We start from the raw sequence: 14453 nt of genomic DNA, 5'->3' as shown, positions 1-14453 counted from the left end.
GCGTGCCGGTGTCGTGCCCGGTGTTCCCGCCGGTGTCGCCCTGGGCGATGGTGAGCCGGGTGGTGCCCCGCTCGCCCTTGCAGTCGAAGGTGATGTCGTACTGGGTGCCGACCTTGGCGTCGAGGTCCACGGTCGCGGTGCCCGGGCGGCCCTCGTTGAGGGTCACGGTCTCGAACACGGTGGAGGTGACGGTCACGGAGGGCACTTCGCAGCCGTCGGACGTGAGGGTGACGGTGCCGCCGGGGGCGATCGTCGCGGGGGTGACGGAGAAGCCGAACGAGGTGATGTCGCCGTCGCCGGCCGTCGCGAGGGGCGCGACCGTCACGACGGCGACGGCGCCGAGCAGGGCGGCGGAAGCGGCACGTATCACGCGCATGGCGGTCCTCCAGATCGCGCGAGGGCCCGGACGCGGAGCGATTCCGCGGCCGGAAGGGGACGACCCTCACCGCGATCGAAGCTAGGTCCGCCCCCGGCGCGCCGCCACCGGGCTCCGCCGAACGGGGCACGGCGGCCGGGAGGACCCGGGGCTGCTACGGGACGCGGACGACCTGTCCGGCGTAGGAGAGGTTGCCGCCGAAGCCGAAGAGGAGCACCATGCCGCCGGAAGGGAGCTCGCCGCGTTCGACCAGCTTGGCGAGGGCGAGCGGGATGGAGGCGGCCGAGGTGTTGCCGGAGTCGACGACGTCGCGGGCCACGACGGCGTTGACGGCGCCGATCTTGGCGGCGAGCGGCTCGATGATCCGCAGGTTGGCCTGGTGCAGGACGACGCCCGCGAGCTCCTCGGGGGCGATGCCGGAGCGCTCGCAGGTCTGCCGGGCGAGGGCGGGCAGCTGCTGGGTGGCCCAGCGGTAGACCGACTGGCCCTCCTGGGCGAAGCGGGGCGGGGTGCCCTCGATGCGGACGGCGTGGCCCATCTCCGGGACCGAGCCCCACAGGACCGGGCCGATGCCGCCGGTGTCGGTCTCGGTGGCCTCGACGATCGCGGCGCCGGCCCCGTCACCGGTGAGGACGCAGGTGGTGCGGTCGGTCCAGTCGGTGATCTCGGTCATCTTGTCGGCGCCGATGACGAGGGCGCGGCGGGCCGCCCCGGCCCGGACGGCGTGGTCGGCGGTGGCGAGGGCGTGGGTGAAGCCGGCGCAGACCACGTTGAGGTCCATGGTGGCGGGCGAGCCCATGCCGAGGCGGGCGGCGACCCGGGCGGCCGTGTTGGGCGAGCGGTCGATCGCGGTGGAGGTGGCGACGAGGACGAGGTCGACGTCGCCGGCGGTGAGGCCGGCGGCGGCGAGGGCCTTGCCGGCCGCGTGGGCGGCGAGCTCGTCGACCGGCTCGTCGGGGCCGGCGACGTGCCGGGTGCGGATGCCGACCCGGCTGAGGATCCACTCGTCGCTCGTGTCGACCAGCTCGGCGAGGTCGTGGTTGGTCAGCACCCTGGCGGGCTGGTAGTGCCCGAGCGCGGCAATGCGAGTGCCCGTCATACTCGGGACCCCCTAGGTGGTTCGTTCGTCCGGCAGGACCACCCAGTCTTGCCAGCGACTGATCAGTAACCGGTGACGTAAACCACCAACATTCCCCCGTATCGCTTGGCCGACCGTGACAAGGCCCCGGGCCGGGCACGGCTCCCCGCCCGGCCCCGGACGTGCGTTCGACGGAGGGGTCCGGAGGGGGGGAGAGGATCGTGGCGGAGAATGGGGCCGTCAGGGCCTTCCCGGCCTTCCCCGCGGAGAGAATCGAGTGCGTCACGATGGGACGGGTCACCGAGCGACGGCGTGTCCTGCGGATCCGGGGCGGTGCGGTCAACACGCGGCCCGACACCCTGGTGGCGGAGGAGCCGCTGGAGATCCGGCTGAACGGGCGCCCGATCGCGATCACCATGCGCACGCCGGGCGACGACTTCGCGCTCGCGGCGGGGTTCCTGGTGAGCGAGGGGGTCCTGGCGGCGGCCTCGGACGTGCGGAACATCGTGTACTGCGCGGGCGCCACGGACGACGGCCGGAACACGTACAACGTGGTGGACGTGCAGCTCGCCCCCGGCGTGGCGGTCCCGGACATCTCGCTGGAGCGGAACGTCTACACGACGTCCTCGTGCGGGCTGTGCGGCAAGGCCAGCCTGGACGCGGTCCGCACCACGGCCCGCTTCCCGATCGCCGACGCTCCCCCGCTCCGGATCGCCCCCGCGCTGCTGTCCCTGCTCCCGGATCGGCTGCGGGCGGCGCAGCGGGTCTTCGACTCGACCGGCGGCCTGCACGCGGCGGCGCTGTTCACGGAGGACGGCGAGCTGCTCGACGTGCGGGAGGACGTGGGCCGGCACAACGCCGTGGACAAGCTGGTCGGGCGGGCGCTGCGGGAGGGGCTGCTGCCGCTGGAGCGGGCCGTGCTGCTCGTGTCGGGGCGGGCCTCGTTCGAGCTGGCGCAGAAGGCCGTGATGGCGGGGATCCCGGTGCTCGCCGCGGTGTCCGCGCCGTCCTCGCTCGCCGTGGACCTGGCCGCCGAGACGGGCCTGACCCTGGTCGGCTTCCTGCGCGGGCCGGACATGAACGTGTACGCGGGCGAGCACCGGATCGTGCTCTGACGGTCCCGTCAGTTCTTCGGCGGGTCGATCATCTGGAGGGCGAGGGTGGCCGGGGGCGGGGCGATGCCGGGGCCGCCGGCGGCCGTCCAGGCGAGGATGTCGTCGAGGCAGTCCTCGTCCAGGGTGAAGCCGACCCAGGCGGCCCGTCCGCCGCGCCGCCGCCCCTCGGTGGAGGGCTGGACCACGACGACGTTCGCCTGGGCGCAGGGTCCGAGGCAGTCGCTGGTCCGGACGGCGAGCCGGCCGCCGGAGGCCGCGGCGGCCTCGCGGAGGCGGGCGAGCTGGCCGGCGTGGTCGGTGCCGGGGTTCTTGCGGGCGTCGCCGCAGCAGCAGCCGCGGCAGACGACCAGGGAGCAGGGGCGGGCCCCGTACCGTATCGGGACCGGGGTCACTCGGGGCCGTCCAGGGTGATCGCGGAGACCGGGGCGACCGTGCCGAGGCGCGGGAAGTCGAGGTCGACGGAGGCGCGGTGCTCGTCGGCGGTGAGGGCGGCCATGGCGTCCTCCGCGAAGACGAGGTCGTAGCCCAGGTCGCAGGCGGCGCGCGCGGTGGACTCGACGCCGAGGTTGGTGGCGATGCCGCCGAGGACCAGGGTGGTGGCGCCGAATCCGGCGAGCAGCTCGTGGAGTCCGGTGTCCTGGAAGCCGCCGATGGTGCGCTTGACGACGACGGGGTCGCCGTCCCGGACGAGGTCGGGGACGAGCTCGCTGCCGGGCGGCTGGGCGGCGACGTTCGGCCGTTCGACGCGGATGTGGACGACGGGCGCGCCGGCGGCCCGGAAGGTGTCGGCGAGCCGGGCGGAGGCGGCGAGGACGTCGGTGCCGGGGCGGGGTGCGAGGGGCAGCGCGACGATGCGTTCCATCAGGTCGACGAGGACGAGCGCGGTGCGGCCGGGATCGAGTGCGGGCATGGGAGCACCGTAGCGGCCCGGATGATCACCGCGGGCGGGGCGTGGGTGTGATCCGGCCGACGGAGGGGGTGCGGGCGCGGGCTCCCGGGGTGCGGGGCCGTCGGGCCTGCGGGGACGCGGGCGGGGTCACGCGCCCGGGGCCGGGACCCCGGACGCCCGTACGGCTTCCGCCGGGCGGCCCGGCACTCCGTCGGGTTCCGGGTCGCGGGCGCGGCGCTTGGCGATGACCGCGCAGACCATCAGCTGCATCTGGTGGAAGAGCATCAGCGGCAGCACGGCGAGGGAGGCCTGCGGCCCGAAGAGGACGCTCGCCATCGGCAGCCCGGCCGCCAGGCTCTTCTTGGAGCCGGCGAACTGGATCGCGATCCGGTCGGCCCGGCCGAAGCCGAGGCGCCCGGCCCCGTACCAGGTCACGGTCAGCATCAGCGCGAGGAGCACGGCCTCGACGCCGAGCAGCAGACCGAGCCGCGCGGGGGTCACCAGGTGCCAGATGCCGGCGACCATGCCCTGGCTGAAGGCGGTGTAGACGACGAGGAGGATCGAGCCCCGGTCGACGCGTCCGAGGACCTTCTTGTGGCGGTCGAGGAAGGCTCCGACCCAGCGGCGCAGGAACTGCCCGGCCAGGAACGGCACGAGGAGCTGGAACACGATCCTCAGGAACCCGTCGGCGGAGAGGCCGCCCGCGCCGTCGCCGAGGAGCAGCGCCGCGAGCAGCGGGGTGAGGACGATGCCGGCGAGCGAGGAGAACGAGCCGGCGCAGATCGCGGCGGGCACGTTGCCCCGGGCGATCGAGGTGAACGCGATGGAGGACTGGATGGTGGACGGCACCAGGCAGAGGAAGAGGAAGCCGCCGTAGAGCTGCGGGGTGAGGACGCCGGGGACGAGGCCGCGCGCGGCGAGCCCGAGGAGCGGGAAGAGCAGGAAGGTGAAGCCGAGGACGGTGAGGTGGAGCCGCCAGTGCTTGAGGCCGTCGAGGGCCTCGCGGGTGGAGAGCCGGGCCCCGTAGAGGAAGAAGAGCAGGGCGACGGCCCCGGTCGAGGCGCCCTTCACGACGCTCGCGGTGGCGCCCGAGGCGGGCAGGAGCACGGCGAGGGCGACCGTGCCGAGCAGTGCGAGGACGTAGCCGTCGAGGGGCAGCCAGGACGGCAGGCGGAGGGGACGGGGTGCGGTACGGGGGGTCATGGGCTCCACTGCTCTGTGCACTGCTGCGGGAGGGTCGCGCCCGTCCATCCTGCTCCACGGGCCGGTGATCGGGAATCCCGTACAGTGCTCTGACTGTCATCATGTTTCGCGATAACGTCGCGGGATGTACGAGCCCACCCAGCTGCGCACCTTCCTCGCCGTGGCCCAGACGCTGAGCTTCACACGGGCCGCGGACCGGCTCGGGCTGCGCCAGTCGACCGTCAGCCAGCACGTACGGCGCCTGGAGGAGGCGACGGGGCGTCCGCTGTTCGCCCGGGACACGCACCGCGTGGAGCTGACGGAGGACGGCGAGGCGATGCTCGGTTTCGCGCGCACGATCCTCCAGGCGCACGAGCGGGCGGCGGCCTTCTTCGGCGGGACGCGGCTGCGCGGGCGGCTGCGGTTCGGCGCGTCGGAGGACTTCGTGACGACCCGGCTGCCGGAGATCCTGGAGTCCTTCCGGCGCGAGCACCCCGAGGTCGACCTGGAGCTGACGGTGGAGCTGTCCGGGACGCTCCAGGCGCGGCTCGCGGCCGGCCGGCTGGATCTGATCCTGGCCAAGCGGCGCGGGTCCGAGAGCGAGGGCCGGCTCGTCTGGGAGGACACGCTCGTCTGGATCGGGGCGCCGGGCCTGCGGCTGGATCCGGAGCGCCCGGTGCCGCTGATCCTGTACCCGCCGCCCGGGATCACCCGGGCGCGGGCCCTGGAGGCCCTGGAGGCGCAGGGCCGGGCGTGGCGGATCGCGTGCACGAGTTCCAGCCTGAGCGCGAACGTGGCGGCGGCCCGCGCGGGGCTCGGAGTGATGGCGCACACGCGGGGCCTGGTGCCGCCGGGGCTCGTCCCGGTGCCGGCCCGCGCGGGGCTCCCGGAGCTCGGGGACGTGGGCTTCGTGCTGCGCAAGGGGCGTCGGGGCGGGGAGACCCAGGAGGCCGCGGACGCCCTCGCGGAGGCGATCCTGGCGGGCGGCGACCGGCTGCACCGGCCGCGCTGAACCGACGGCGATCGCTTGCGGCGCGCCCGGGGAGGGCGGGGAGGGCGGGGCCCGGGGGCGGCGAGAAGGCGCCACCGCGGTGCTTCGGGGTCGGGGCGTGAGCGGCCGGTACAGATTCCGTGGAGATTCACCCCCCGAGGGCGTACCGTCTGGTCGGTAACCGCCCCGAGCCGCCCTCGACTTGACCGCCTCACCTGCTCTGACCTGTGAGAACGCGGAATGTCCCGGCTTGGTGAAGGCCCTCCCACCGGCCGGTCGGGTGGGGTACCGTCACCCGCGCCGTACGGAGCGCGACAACGGGCTTTTCCAGCCATCGAGCCGTCGAGGAGCAGGTCAGTGCGCGAGTTCACCGTGCCGCCCGTCGAGGCGGCGCCTCAGGTCGGCGGTCTGGCGGACGCCGTGTTCGACCACGCCCTCGCCGACCCCCACCGGGTCGCCTTCGGCCGGAAGGGCCCGGACGGGGCGTGGCACGACGTGACCGCCGAGCGGTTCCGGGACGAGGTCATGGGCCTCGCGAAGGGGCTGATCGCGGAGGGCGTGCGGTTCGGCGACCGGGTGGCGATCATGGCCCGGACCCGGTACGAGTGGACGCTCTTCGACTTCGCGCTGTGGACGCTGGGCGCGCAGCCCGTGCCGGTCTATCCGACCTCCTCCGCCGAGCAGGTCTTCTGGATGCTGCACGACGCCGAGGTCACGGCGTGCGTGGTGGAGCACGAGGACCACGCGATGACGATCGGCTCCGTCATCGACCGGCTGCCCCGGCTCCGGCGGCTGTGGCAGCTGGACGCGGACGCCGTGGGCGAACTGACGGCGGCGGGCGCGGAGATCGACGAGGAGGTCGTCCACCGGCACCGGCGGGCGGTGACCCCGGAGACGATCGCGACCGTCATCTACACCTCGGGGACGACCGGCCCTCCCAAGGGCTGTGTGATCACCCACGCGAACCTCATGTTCGAGACGGACATGGTGTTGGGCCGCTGGGAGCCGGTCTTCCGCTCCCGGCCCGGCGAGCAGGCCTCGACGCTGCTGTTCCTGCCGCTCGCGCACGTCTTCGGGCGGATGGTGGAGGTCGCGGCGGTCCGCGGCGGGGTGAAGCTGGGGCACCAGCCGGTGATGGCGGCGGCCGAACTGCTCCCCGACCTGGCCGCGTTCCGGCCGAGCTTCGTCCTGGCCGTGCCGTACGTCTTCGAGAAGATCTTCCACGCGGCCCGCCGCAGGGCGGAGAGCGAGGGGAGGGCCGGTCCCTTCGACAAGGCCGTCGAGGTGGCCGTCGCGTACGCGGAGGCGCTGGAGCAGAAGGCCTTCGGGACCGGTCCCGGGCCGTCGGCGGCGCTGCGCGTGCAGCACCAGTTCTTCGAGAAGACGGTGTACGTCAAGGTGCGCGCCGCCCTGGGCGGGCGGGTGCGGCACGCGATGTCGGGCGGCTCGGCCATGGACCGCAGGCAGGGGCTGTTCTTCGCGGGCGCGGGGATCACGGTCTTCGAGGGGTACGGGCTCACCGAGTCCTCGGCCGCCGCCACGGCGAACCCGCCCGGACGGACCAAGTACGGCACCGTGGGCCAGCCGGTGCCGGGCACGACGGTCCACATCGCGGAGGACGGCGAGGTGTGGCTGCACGGCGGCCAGGTCTTCGCCGGCTATCTGAACGCCCCGGAGGCGACGGCCGCCGTCCTCAACGACGGCTGGCTCGCCACCGGGGACATCGGCTCCCTCGACGCGGACGGCTATCTGACGATCACCGGACGCAAGAAGGAGATCCTGGTGACCTCGGGGGGCAAGAGCGTCTCCCCCACCGCGCTCGAGGAGCGGGTGCGGGCGCATCCGCTGATCGCCCAGTGCATCGTGGTCGGCAACGACCGGCCGTACATCGCCGCCCTCGTGACGGTCGACCAGGAGGCGGTGGACCACTGGCTCGCGATGCAGGGGCGGGCGCCGCTCTCCCCGGCCGAGCTGGTGCGCGATCCGGCGCTGGAGACGGAGATCCGGCGCGGGGTGGTGGCGGCGAACACGCTGGTCTCGCAGGCTGAGTCGATCCGGACGTTCCGGATCCTGGCGCATCCGTTCAGCGAGGAGCACGGGCTGCTGACGCCCTCGCTGAAGCTGAAGCGGAAGGCGATCGAGCGGGCGTACGCGGCGGAGGTCGAGGCGCTCTACGGCTGACCGGCCGGTTGGAATGCGGAACGGCCCGGGATCGTTGACGCTGGGAGTACCTCCGTACAGCCAGTGACGACGACGTAAGGATCCATCCCACGTGAGCACGGACAGCAGCGTTCCCTCGGTCACCCTGAACAACGGCGTGGACATGCCGCAGCTGGGCTTCGGCGTCTGGCAGGTGCCGGACGACGAGGCGACGGCCGCCGTGGCGACGGCCCTGGAGGCCGGGTACCGCTCCATCGACACCGCCGCGGTCTACGAGAACGAGCGGGGCACCGGCCGTGCCGTCGCCGACTCGGGGATCGCCCGCGAGGAGCTGTTCGTCACCACCAAGCTGTGGAACAGCGAGCAGGGCTACGACTCGACGCTGCGCGCCTTCGACGCCTCCCTCGACAGGCTCAAGCTCGACTACGTCGACCTCTACCTGATCCACTGGCCGGTGCCGGCGAAGGACGCGTACGTCGACACGTACCGGGCGTTCGAGAAGATCCTCGCGGACGGGCGCGCCAAGGCGATCGGCGTCTCGAACTTCCTGCCGGAGCACCTGGAGCGGCTGATCGGCGAGACCTCGGTCGTGCCCGCCGTCAACCAGATCGAACTGCACCCGCAGCTCTCCCAGCAGGAGTCGCGCGACGCGCACGCCCGGCACGGCATCGCGACCGAGGCGTGGTCGCCGCTGGGCTCCGGCAAGGGCCTCCTGGACGTGCCGGCGATCGTCGCGATCGGCCGCAAGCACGGGCGGACGCCGGCCCAGGTGGTGCTGCGCTGGCACCTCCAGCTGGGGAACGTGGTGATCCCGAAGTCGGTCACCCCCTCGCGCATCCGCGAGAACATCGACGTCTTCGGCTTCGAGCTGGACGCCGAGGACCTGGCGGCGATCGCCGCCCTCGACGAGAACCGCCGACTCGGCCCGGATCCGGCGCAGTTCAACGCCGGCGCCTGAGCGCGCGGAGGCGCGGCGGCCCCACCGGCGGGTGCGGCCGCCGCGTCCTCTCAGTAGCCGTCCACGCCGAGTTCGGTCACGGACGCGAAGAGGTGTTCCCAGACCTCGGCACCGGGCGCGCCCTCGGCGAGGGCCCCGGCGTCGACGGCGTCCATCGCCCGGAGGAAGGCCTCCACGCCCTCCTCGCCCGGGTACGGGTCCCAGCAGGAGCCCATGTGACGGCGGACGCCCTCCAGGAACCGGACGAAGGAGTCCAGGTCGCGGACGAGCGGGAAGACGGCGTCGCCGCCGGGCCCGTGGCCGCCGTCCGGCTGCCGCAGGCCGACGGCGCCGGTCGCGGGGTGGACGAAGACCTCTCCCGGGTCGCAGTACCCGAGGTCGAACTCGCCGACGCGCAGCAGGCCTTCCGGGCCCGGGGCCAGGAGTTCGTCGGCGAGGGCGAAGGACGTGACGCCGGCCGCCCAGTGACGGGGCAGTCCGGCCTCGGCGAGCAGCGTCCGGGTCGGCGCGTGCGTGAGGGCGGCGGGAAGGTCGGCCGGCGGGACGCGGACGACCCGGGAGGGGCCGAAGACCCCGTCGAGCCGGGCGGCGGTGAGCGGGCCGTCGGCGTTCCTCGCGCCGGGCCGGAACCACGGCCCGCCGTCCGCCGGGGCCGGGCGGGAGGAATCGGCCCCGCCCGTCGGCCAGTCGGCGAGGGCGGTGTCGTTCTGCTCCACGACGACCACTCCGCGCGCGTCGTGGAAGACGTGGCGGCCGCCGCCCAGCGGGACCGGCTCCTCCCAGGAGTCGGGTCGGCGCAGCGCCCAGGACTCCTCGTCGCCGTCGAACAGCCAGGGGCCGTCCGGCTCGGTCTCCTCGTACGGTTCGGCCGTGCCCTCGGCGGGCGCGGGCCGGGGCCCGCCGGTGGCCAGGTCGAACCAGGTGTCCTCGCACCACAGGGCCCAGACCTTCAGGAGCGGGGCGCCGTCGGCCTCGTACACCTCGACGGAGCGGTCGCCGCTGAGGTTCGGCGCGGCCTCGTGGACGCCGACCGGCCGCCACCAGGCCCACACCGTCCGCCACGGCAGGCCGGGTTCGGCGGCCGCCACGCGCTCGGCGTACTCCCGGTGGCCGAGGACGGTCGCCGCGAAGTGCAGCCAGGAGGCGAACTCGGCGGAGGTCGCCGGGGCGCTCCCGAACACCGCCTCGGCCTGGGTGAAGACCTCGCGGCCGACGCCGCCGTGCTCCTGCGGCAGGGCGTCGAGACGGGCACGGAGCTCGGCGCGGTCGTGGCGCAGGACCCGGGCGGGGTCGTCGAGCAGGGTGGGGAGATCGGGACCGGTCACCCCCACATCGTGCCGGAAGCACCGCCGGGCGGGCGGCGGCCGGGGTCGTTGTCGTACCCGGGACATAGGGTCGGAGACGGCCCCGAGGGGTGCGCGCGGTGTCGGCCGCGCGGTTCAACTGCCTGGCGAGAAGAAGGAGTCGGTACGGTGAGCGGTGCCCCGGCGCCCGTCGTGGAGGGCCTCTACCAGGTGCGGAACGTGGCCAGCGGGCTGCTCCTGGAGGTGTACCAGGGATCGGGCCGCAGCGGCGCGAAGGTGCAGCAGGGCACCGGGAACGGAACTCCCGGGCAGCACTGGCACATCAGGTCCGTGCCGAACGGCGGCGGGCTCTACCACCTGGTCAACGCCGCCAGCGGCAAACGGCTCGACGTCGCGAACGCGTCCACGGAGAACGGCGCCCCCGTCCAGCAGTGGAGGGCCAACAACTTCGGCGCGCAGGAGTGGGTCATCGAGCAGGACCTCCAGTCGCCGGGGACGGTGGCCCTGGTGAGCTTCGTCAGCGGCCTGTTCCTGGAGGTCGCCGACGAGTCGAAGGAGGACGGGGGGAACGTCCGGCAGTGGGAGGACACCGACTCGCCGTTCCAGTGGTGGCGGCTGGAGCCGGTGTCCTGACCCCGGCCCGGTGCGGGCTCAGCCCTTGCGGGCGGTGTGCACGGTGTGGGCGGTGAGGTGGAACAGGTCCGTGCGGTGGTACAGGGACAGCGCGTCGGCCGGGTCGAGCAGCCGGTCGAGCGTCTCCTTGTCGTCGGCGTCGAGCCGGGCCGCCAGGCCGTCCCGGAGGCGCTCGTAGTGGGCGAGGACCAGCTCCCGGACGGCCGGGGAGACGGGCGCGGGGACGTCGACGAGGAACGTGCGGGTGCCGGCCGGGGTGAGGCCCGCGCCGGCGAGCAGCGCCCGCCAGTCGTCCCGCTCGTCCTTGGAGCCGGGGAGCTCGGCGCGCATCTCGCCGAACCATTCGGCGTGGACGGCGTCGAGCCGGGCCTCCAGACCGGGCCTGCCGATCCCGATGTTCTGGGGCAGGTGTCGCCGGGGCAGGCCGCCCTCGACGAGGACGACGAGGCCGCCGGGGTTCAGGATGCCGGCGAACTCGGCGAGCGCGGCGCCCTGGTCGCCCATGTGGTGCAGGGAGTTGCCCGCCCAGACGAGATCGGCCTGCCCCAGGGCGGCGATCCCCTCGGGGAGTTCGGCGTGGCGGGTGGAGACCCGGGCGCCGAGACCGCGCGCCTCGGCGCGGGCCCGGGCCCGGGCGAGGAGTTCGGGGGCGCCGTCGACGGCGACCGCCTCGGCGGCCGGGAAGGTCTCGGCGAGCAGGCTGGTCACCACCCCGGGACCGCTGCCGACGTCGAGGATCCGGCGGACGCCCTGCACCGGCGCGAGGGTGCCGAGCCAGGCGGCGGCTTCCGCGTAGGCGGGGCTCGCGATCTCGGCCTGCCGCTCCAGGAGCGACGCCATCTCGCTCCAGTCGAGGTGGGTGCTGTCGTGGTGGCCGTGGCCGTGCCCGTGCTGATGGCCGGAGTGGGACGCGTGATGCTGGCTCATGCCCCCAGGGTGCGACGGACCGGCCGCGAGCGCGAGAAATGTTGCCGGTCCGGCAACAACGTGCCGGCCGGTCAGCCGCGGCTCCGGTGTTCCCGCGGGCCGACGCCCCGTACGCCCTTGAAGGCTGCGCCCGGGGCGAGCGCGCCGCTGCGGCCGACCTGCCGGGCGACGGATCAGGTGTACAGGGCGGACAGGGCCCGTACGGTCGCGGCGACGCGGTCGCGGAGTTCCTCGGGGGCGAGGACCTCCACCTCCGCCCCGAGCCCGAGGAAGGTGTCGTGGGCGTGTTCGGGCGATTCGACGGGGAGGGTGGCGCGCGTCCAGCCGTCGGGTTCGGGCGTGCCGGTTGCGGCGAGCGCCCGGGCCGCGGCGCCGGTGAGGCGGGCGGCGCCGCGCGGGGAGATCCGTACGACCGCCTCGCCCCGGTGGAGCCGCCGGTGGAAGTCCTCCTGGCCGGCCCGCCAGTGGGCGGCGAGGTCGAAGCCCTCCGGGACGGCGGCCTCCTCGTCGGTGACGGTGAGGGAGAGGATCTGGTCGACCCGGTAGGTGCGCGGGCCGGGCCCGGCGACCAGGTACCAGCGGCCGGCCTTGAGGACGAGTCCGTACGGTTCGAGGCGCCGGTCGACGTCCGTGGGTTCCTTCCAGCGCCGGTAGCGGACCTCCAGGACCCGCCCGGCGCGGACCGCGTCGGCGACCTCGGGCAGGAACGGGGCCTCGGTGGACTCCGCGTACCAGCCGGGGGCGTCGATGTGGAAGCGGGCCCGCAGCCGGTCGACGTGCTCGCGCAGCGGCGCGGGCAGCGCCGCCCGCAGCTTCAGCTGGGCGTCCGCGAAGTGCGGGCCGAGCCCGAGTTCGTCGGCGGCGACGGGCAGACCGGCGAGGACGAGCGCCTCGGCCTCGCGGGCGTACAGCTCGGCGAGGCGGTGCCGGTACCCGGCGAGCAGCCGGTAGCCGCCGCGGTGCCCGGCGTCGCCGTACAGCGGCACTCCGGCGGCCTGGAGCGCCTCCACGTCGCGGTAGACGGTGCGGACGGACACCTCCAGCTCCCCGGCGAGGCGGGCGGCCGTCATCGGGCCGCGGGTCTGGAGCAGCAGGAGGAGGGAGACGAGTCGGCTGGACTTCACTGACACACGGTGTCAGTGGAGGGTCCTTACGGTCCAGTCATGGCTTTCGCAGAGAAGAACCTCCTCGCGCTGCCGCCGGTCGAGATCGCCGGGCGGCACCTCAAGCGCTACCACGTCACCGCGGATCCGGCGGGCATCGAACCGGAGGTGGAGAAGGCGGCGTACGCACTGCTTCCGGAGCTGCTGCCGGAGCCGGACGGCACCCCGGCGGCGGGCTTCGTGGTGCTGCACCGGGGCGGTGACAGCGGCGCGTACCTCAACGCGTACAGCTGGGTGTGGGACAACGTGCTCCACTTCGGCGGCGGGGCCGCCGGCCAGCCCGCCCTGGACTGCCCGGACGCCGATCCGACGCACTTCGTCCGGGTCGACCGGTCGTGGATCGGCTGTGTGTGGGAGCTGCCGCCGCTCGGGCACGAACGGGACGCCTGGGTACGGCACATGCTGACGCCGGACGTCCCGGACCTCGCCGGCTACCTCGCGGACGCGCTGCCCTCCGGCACGACGGGAGGCCGCGCGTGACCGCCGACGGCTTCGCCTTCCTCGACGGCCGGTGGCGGGTCCGCAACCGCCGCCTCGCCGACTTCCTCGACCCGGAGAGCGGCTGGAAGGAGTTCGAGGGCCACACGACCGGCTCGCTGTTCTGGGACGGCCGGGCGCACGTGGACGAGATCGTCTTCCCCTCCGAGGGGTTCAGCGGGCTGACGCTGCGGCTGTACGAGCCGGAGACCGGCGAGTGGACGCTGAACTGGTCCAACAGCCGCACGGGGAGGCTGGACCCGCCGGTCCGGGGCCGGTTCGCCGAGGACGGGACGGGCGAGTTCCACGGCACCGACTCCTACGGGGGACGGCAGGTCCGCGTGCGGTTCCGGTGGTCGGGGATCACGGCGGACGCGGCCCGCTGGGAGCAGGCGTTCGCGGTGGTGGGCACCGACGCGTGGGTGACGAACTGGGTGATGGAGTTCAGCCGCGCCTGACGAAGCTCGCGAGCCGGTAACGGGGGTCGGCTCGGGGGCGGTCCTGGTCCGGGAGGGCGGCCAGGGCGGCGGCGAGCGTCTCGGTGGTCGCCGGGTCTCCGGCGAACCAGGAGGCGTAGTACCCGGCGCGCAGCTTCCGGGCGGTGTCGCGCGGGGTGCTGCCCTGTCCGTGGCCGGTGAAGCGGGTGCCGGGGGCCGGGTCGAGGCCGTGGGCGGCCGCGTACCCGGTGATCAGGTCGGCGCGGTCGGAGGCCGCGCCGGCCGTGCGGTACGGGCGGAGGACGGCGTCGACGTCGCTGCCGACGTCGTGGGCGGCGTCCTTGTCGACGGTGGCGACGAGGACGCCGCCGGGGCGCAGCACCCGGGCCGCCTCGGCGACGACGTCCGCCGCGAAGGGGACGAGGTGCAGCAGCCAGACGGCCGCGACGGCGTCCAGGGAGGCGTCGGGCAGCGGCAGCCGCCGGGCGTCGGCGCGTACCACGCGGCCGGGCACCCGGCCGGCGGCGACCCGCACCATGGCGTGGGCGGCGTCGGCGCCGTGGACGCGCAGGCCGGGCCGGGTGAGGCGCTCGGTGACGAGTCCGGTGCCGCAGGCGAGGTCGAGCAGGGTGCGGGCGCCGGGCGGGACGAGTCGCAGGACGGCCTCGGCGACCGCCTCGGCGCGGGGCACCCCGCCGCGGGTCCGGTCGTAGTGCGCTGCCTCTGCCTCGTAGTCGAGCACGGTCTCCGCCATGCCCGCGAT

General features: G+C 74.5%; 15 protein-coding genes. 7 read left to right on the top strand and 8 right to left on the bottom strand.

The genetic code is table 11. From position 1 onward, the window contains the following. Positions 1-530: 530 nt before the first annotated feature. Positions 531-1475: a beta-ketoacyl-ACP synthase III gene (locus K7G60_RS24475; RefSeq protein WP_225803088.1), complete on the bottom strand. Its 945-nt coding sequence runs from the start codon at positions 1473-1475 to the stop codon at positions 531-533. A gap of 266 nt (positions 1476-1741) precedes the next feature. Between K7G60_RS24475 and fdhD the strand changes: the two genes are divergently transcribed. Beyond that, positions 1742-2569 (top strand): formate dehydrogenase accessory sulfurtransferase FdhD, encoded by an 828-nt coding sequence (fdhD, locus tag K7G60_RS24470; protein ID WP_225803104.1) that lies wholly within the window; start codon positions 1742-1744, stop codon positions 2567-2569. Positions 2570-2577: 8 nt separating this feature from the next. Here the strand turns inward: fdhD and K7G60_RS24465 are convergent, their stop codons facing one another. From K7G60_RS24465 to K7G60_RS24455, 3 genes are all read right to left on the bottom strand, one after another. After that, a complete protein-coding gene (locus tag K7G60_RS24465) occupies positions 2578-2961 on the bottom strand; it encodes a (2Fe-2S) ferredoxin domain-containing protein (RefSeq protein ID WP_225803087.1) in 384 nt (127 codons plus the stop codon). Continuing rightward, positions 2958-3479: an isochorismatase family protein gene (locus K7G60_RS24460; RefSeq protein ID WP_225803086.1), complete on the bottom strand. Its 522-nt coding sequence runs from the start codon at positions 3477-3479 to the stop codon at positions 2958-2960. The genes K7G60_RS24465 and K7G60_RS24460 overlap by 4 nt, the downstream gene beginning before the upstream one ends. Positions 3480-3605: 126 nt before the next feature. Then, a complete protein-coding gene (locus K7G60_RS24455) occupies positions 3606-4661 on the bottom strand; it encodes a bile acid:sodium symporter family protein (RefSeq protein WP_225803085.1) in 1056 nt (351 codons plus the stop codon). A gap of 124 nt (positions 4662-4785) precedes the next feature. Between K7G60_RS24455 and K7G60_RS24450 the strand changes: the two genes are divergently transcribed. The 3 genes from K7G60_RS24450 to K7G60_RS24440 all read left to right on the top strand — a co-directional run bounded on the left by K7G60_RS24450 (position 4786) and on the right by K7G60_RS24440 (position 8749). After that, positions 4786-5652: a LysR substrate-binding domain-containing protein gene (locus K7G60_RS24450; RefSeq protein WP_225803084.1), complete on the top strand. Its 867-nt coding sequence runs from the start codon at positions 4786-4788 to the stop codon at positions 5650-5652. 336 nt (positions 5653-5988) lie between these two features. Continuing rightward, positions 5989-7812 carry a long-chain fatty acid--CoA ligase gene (locus K7G60_RS24445; protein ID WP_225803083.1) on the top strand — a complete coding sequence of 608 codons (1824 nt, stop codon included), beginning with the start codon at positions 5989-5991 and terminating at the stop codon, positions 7810-7812. A gap of 142 nt (positions 7813-7954) precedes the next feature. Continuing rightward, positions 7955-8749, top strand: a complete 795-nt coding sequence (locus K7G60_RS24440; protein WP_225803103.1) for an aldo/keto reductase — start codon at positions 7955-7957, stop codon at positions 8747-8749. A 50-nt stretch (positions 8750-8799) separates the two neighbouring features. Here K7G60_RS24440 and K7G60_RS24435 read toward each other — a convergent pair whose 3' ends face one another. Then, positions 8800-10074 carry an SUKH-4 family immunity protein gene (locus K7G60_RS24435; protein ID WP_225803082.1) on the bottom strand — a complete coding sequence of 425 codons (1275 nt, stop codon included), beginning with the start codon at positions 10072-10074 and terminating at the stop codon, positions 8800-8802. 147 nt (positions 10075-10221) lie between these two features. Between K7G60_RS24435 and K7G60_RS24430 the strand changes: the two genes are divergently transcribed. Then, positions 10222-10686, top strand: a complete 465-nt coding sequence (locus K7G60_RS24430) for an RICIN domain-containing protein (protein ID WP_225803081.1) — start codon at positions 10222-10224, stop codon at positions 10684-10686. A gap of 18 nt (positions 10687-10704) precedes the next feature. Here the strand turns inward: K7G60_RS24430 and K7G60_RS24425 are convergent, their stop codons facing one another. Both K7G60_RS24425 and K7G60_RS24415 read right to left on the bottom strand, forming a co-directional pair. Beyond that, entirely contained in the window at positions 10705-11613 is a 909-nt protein-coding gene (locus K7G60_RS24425; protein WP_225803080.1) for a trans-aconitate 2-methyltransferase, read from the bottom strand. Between the two features lie 173 nt (positions 11614-11786). Further along, entirely contained in the window at positions 11787-12737 is a 951-nt protein-coding gene (locus K7G60_RS24415; RefSeq protein ID WP_225803079.1) for a YafY family protein, read from the bottom strand. A gap of 39 nt (positions 12738-12776) precedes the next feature. Between K7G60_RS24415 and K7G60_RS24410 the strand changes: the two genes are divergently transcribed. Next, positions 12777-13256, top strand: a complete 480-nt coding sequence (locus K7G60_RS24410) for a hypothetical protein (protein WP_225803078.1) — start codon at positions 12777-12779, stop codon at positions 13254-13256. Further along, the gene (locus K7G60_RS24405; protein WP_225803077.1) at positions 13253-13711 is read left to right on the top strand and encodes a hypothetical protein; all 459 of its coding nucleotides are present in this window, start codon (positions 13253-13255) and stop codon (positions 13709-13711) included. The genes K7G60_RS24410 and K7G60_RS24405 overlap by 4 nt, the downstream gene beginning before the upstream one ends. Here the strand turns inward: K7G60_RS24405 and K7G60_RS24400 are convergent. After that, on the bottom strand, positions 13698-14444 hold the full coding sequence (locus tag K7G60_RS24400; RefSeq protein WP_225803076.1) for a class I SAM-dependent methyltransferase: 747 nt from the start codon (positions 14442-14444) through the stop codon (positions 13698-13700). The genes K7G60_RS24405 and K7G60_RS24400 overlap by 14 nt on opposite strands. Positions 14445-14453 lie beyond the last annotated feature (9 nt).

The sequence above is a fragment of the Streptomyces sp. NK15101 genome, assembly GCF_020400725.1.
Taxonomy (GTDB): domain Bacteria; phylum Actinomycetota; class Actinomycetes; order Streptomycetales; family Streptomycetaceae; genus Streptomyces.
Note: the sequence above shows the minus strand (reverse complement) of the source record. Positions and strands in the feature narration are given on the sequence as shown.

Coding starts and splice junctions, on each gene's coding strand:
- K7G60_RS24400 (WP_225803076.1), bottom strand. CDS start 14,444: ATGGCGGAGACCGTGCTCGACTACGAGGCAGAGGCAGCGCACTACGAC.
- K7G60_RS24440 (WP_225803103.1), top strand. CDS start 7,955: ATGCCGCAGCTGGGCTTCGGCGTCTGGCAGGTGCCGGACGACGAGGCG.
- K7G60_RS24475 (WP_225803088.1), bottom strand. CDS start 1,475: ATGACGGGCACTCGCATTGCCGCGCTCGGGCACTACCAGCCCGCCAGG.
- K7G60_RS24425 (WP_225803080.1), bottom strand. CDS start 11,613: ATGAGCCAGCATCACGCGTCCCACTCCGGCCATCAGCACGGGCACGGC.
- K7G60_RS24455 (WP_225803085.1), bottom strand. CDS start 4,661: ATGACCCCCCGTACCGCACCCCGTCCCCTCCGCCTGCCGTCCTGGCTG.
- K7G60_RS24460 (WP_225803086.1), bottom strand. CDS start 3,479: ATGCCCGCACTCGATCCCGGCCGCACCGCGCTCGTCCTCGTCGACCTG.
- K7G60_RS24410 (WP_225803078.1), top strand. CDS start 12,777: ATGGCTTTCGCAGAGAAGAACCTCCTCGCGCTGCCGCCGGTCGAGATC.
- fdhD (WP_225803104.1), top strand. CDS start 1,742: ATGGGACGGGTCACCGAGCGACGGCGTGTCCTGCGGATCCGGGGCGGT.
- K7G60_RS24450 (WP_225803084.1), top strand. CDS start 4,786: ATGTACGAGCCCACCCAGCTGCGCACCTTCCTCGCCGTGGCCCAGACG.